Genomic DNA, 2,388 nt, shown 5'->3' with positions numbered 1-2,388 from the left:
CCGCGTAACCTGAGAGATCCTCGGGTGTGAAAACTAATTCCTCATAGACACGCATCAGGTGTTTTTGCAGAGTAGTCGTGAACAGATTTTCTTTGCTCTGGAAATAGATATAGATCAAGTTTTTGTTGCATCCGGCTGTCTTGGCAATACGGTCGACACGCGCGCCCGCGATACCATAAGCAGAGAACTCCGTCATAGCCGCCTCCAGTATCCGTTCCCGCGTTGCTTCGGCGTTTCGCATGGCGGTTCCCCCTTGTACCCTCATTGTAGCTACAATATATCATGGGCATTAATAAGTTGACAAACCTCACAATGGCATTTATATTATAACTAAACAGTTAGTTAACTATTAACCAAACAATAAAATTCACGAAAGAAGGAATAGACAATGACTACAACAACGTCAACAACAAAGATCGGCATCGTCACAGGGGGAAGCCGCGGCCTTGGCCGTAACACCGTACTGAACCTTGCCAAGCGGGGTGTCGACGTGATCTTCACCTACAATACGAATCAGGCTGAAGCTAAGATCGTAGTAAACCTCGTGCGCGAGATGGGCCGCACGGCAATTGCTTTGCAGCTCGACACCAGCAATGTCAGCTCATTCGATCCATTCGTGCAGAGCGTGCGTCAGGCGCTTAACGAACTTGGCTCTGAAAGCTTTCACTTCCTTGTCAACAACGCAGGGACATCGCATCACAAGAGCTTCGATCAAACGACGGAAGAAGAACTCGATAAGCTCTACAACGTTCACTTCAAGGGGGTATTTTTCCTCACTCAGAAGCTCTTGYCACTCATCAGTGATGGAGGCCGGATCGTGAACATCTCCACAGGTCTTACCCGTATCATATCACCAGGGAGTTCAGCTTATGCATCCATGAAGGGTGCAATTGAAACTCTTACCCGCTACCAGGCGAAGGAGTTAGGAGCACGCGGAATAGCGGTCAATACCGTTGCACCGGGAGCCATCGCAACCGATTTCTCTGGCGGCATGGTACGAGACAATCCCGAGTTGAACAAACGTATCGCGGATATGACAGCTCTTGGCCGCGCCGGTGAACCGGACGACATTGGCCCGATGATCGCTTCGCTGCTTTCCGAAGATAATCGCTGGGTCAACGCTCAACGCATCGAGGTCTCAGGAGGTATGTCGATTTAAACCGTGCCTGTTACGCAAAAGAGGGTGTCACTCTAGTCAAAATGACTGAGCGACACCCTCTTTATATCTACTAATTACGCCTGTATCGACTCCAAATGCTGGGCCAGTCTGTCCCATGTCTCTGTGACACCTTGCAGCATACCCATGTCCATCACTTTCTGCACATCTTCAGCCGACGCATATTCTCCGCGGTTAATGACCTTCGTCCCGTTCTCCGTCTCGATGAACTCCAGCGTCACGATGGTTGCCGGCATATTCGGCGCCTCATTGCCTTCTGCATCGGAGAAGTAATCCACTACCACAATCTTCTCAGGCACGACGATTTCACGGTACACACTTTTGCCCCATGATTCCATGCCATAGAAGTCGCCCTGGTTCTTATCTTCGCATTTCATGCAATAATGCCAAACCCCGCCTACGCGGAAATCAACGTGGCACACCGGAAGCGTCCAGCCTTTTGGCCCCCACCAATGTTTCAGATGTTCCGCTTGCGTGAAAGCCTGAAAAACCAGCTCGCGAGGGGCCTTGAATTCGCGCTCTAGAATTAGTACCTTATCCTCTACCCTGGATACCATTTGACTCGTCATTTTAACTTCCTCCTTGATATCTTTGATTGGTCAAAATTGCTCTGTTGCTGCGTTCACTTCTTGGTGTCCTTACCCTGCAGCTTCTGTAAATAGTCATCCAGGCGGTCGAAGCGCTGCTCCCAGATGACACGGTAGCTCTCCAGCCATTTGTCGAGCTCTCGAAAAGGGTCTGGCCGCAGCCTGTAGATTCGGCGATTCGCATCCACCTCGGCCTCTACAATGCCAGCCTCGCTGAGAACACGCAAATGCTTGGATGCTTGCGGCTGGCGTAGCTGCAGCCGTTCGGCGATTTCCCCTACGGTGAGTGGGCATTCGCGCAAAAGCTCAACAATTTGCATGCGGGTTGGTTCTGCTAAGGCGCTCATGACGTTAATATCCATTGTCATCATCCGTTCTCTTGCTGTAAGTTTACGGGGCCTTCGGTTCGTCTAGGTCATTAGTATTTCCCTTGCTAAACCGAATATACCACGAAAGGAATATTCCTGTAAAGGAATATTTAAAAATAATCTCATTATCATTTAAACTCTTATTTCATTCTATCTTACGTATATTCCTTACTCAACCCAGTCCCGGCTTACTGCTAGATTCTTTTTCACCAAAGAGCTTCGCGATAACTACACCTAACAGCAAAGCCCATACAGG

General features: G+C 49.3%; 4 protein-coding genes. 1 reads left to right on the top strand and 3 read right to left on the bottom strand.

Going from position 1 to position 2,388, the window contains the following annotated elements; all coding sequences use genetic code 11:
* Positions 1-241 (bottom strand): TetR/AcrR family transcriptional regulator (locus tag AC1DUA_RS33930; RefSeq protein WP_477503930.1); only part of this gene is annotated, 241 nt, incomplete at its 3' end.
* A 147-nt stretch (positions 242-388) separates the two neighbouring features.
* Between AC1DUA_RS33930 and AC1DUA_RS33925 the strand changes: the two genes are divergently transcribed.
* Positions 389-1,159: an SDR family NAD(P)-dependent oxidoreductase gene (locus AC1DUA_RS33925; RefSeq protein ID WP_477503929.1), complete on the top strand. Its 771-nt coding sequence runs from the start codon at positions 389-391 to the stop codon at positions 1,157-1,159.
* Positions 1,160-1,233: 74 nt separating this feature from the next.
* Here AC1DUA_RS33925 and AC1DUA_RS33920 read toward each other — a convergent pair whose 3' ends face one another.
* Together AC1DUA_RS33920 and AC1DUA_RS33915 are read right to left on the bottom strand one after the other, a co-directional pair.
* A complete protein-coding gene (locus tag AC1DUA_RS33920) occupies positions 1,234-1,746 on the bottom strand; it encodes an SRPBCC domain-containing protein (protein WP_477503928.1) in 513 nt (170 codons plus the stop codon).
* Positions 1,747-1,799: 53 nt separating this feature from the next.
* Positions 1,800-2,126: an ArsR/SmtB family transcription factor gene (locus AC1DUA_RS33915; RefSeq protein ID WP_477503931.1), complete on the bottom strand. Its 327-nt coding sequence runs from the start codon at positions 2,124-2,126 to the stop codon at positions 1,800-1,802.
* Between the last annotated feature and the right edge of the window lie 262 nt (positions 2,127-2,388).

Source organism: Paenibacillus sp. 01T422 (assembly GCF_056398785.1).
The sequence above is the reverse complement of the archived record's forward strand: the minus strand, read 5'-3'. Positions and strand labels throughout refer to the sequence as shown.

Coding starts and splice junctions, on each gene's coding strand:
- AC1DUA_RS33915 (WP_477503931.1), bottom strand. CDS start 2,126: ATGGATATTAACGTCATGAGCGCCTTAGCAGAACCAACCCGCATGCAA.
- AC1DUA_RS33920 (WP_477503928.1), bottom strand. CDS start 1,746: ATGACGAGTCAAATGGTATCCAGGGTAGAGGATAAGGTACTAATTCTA.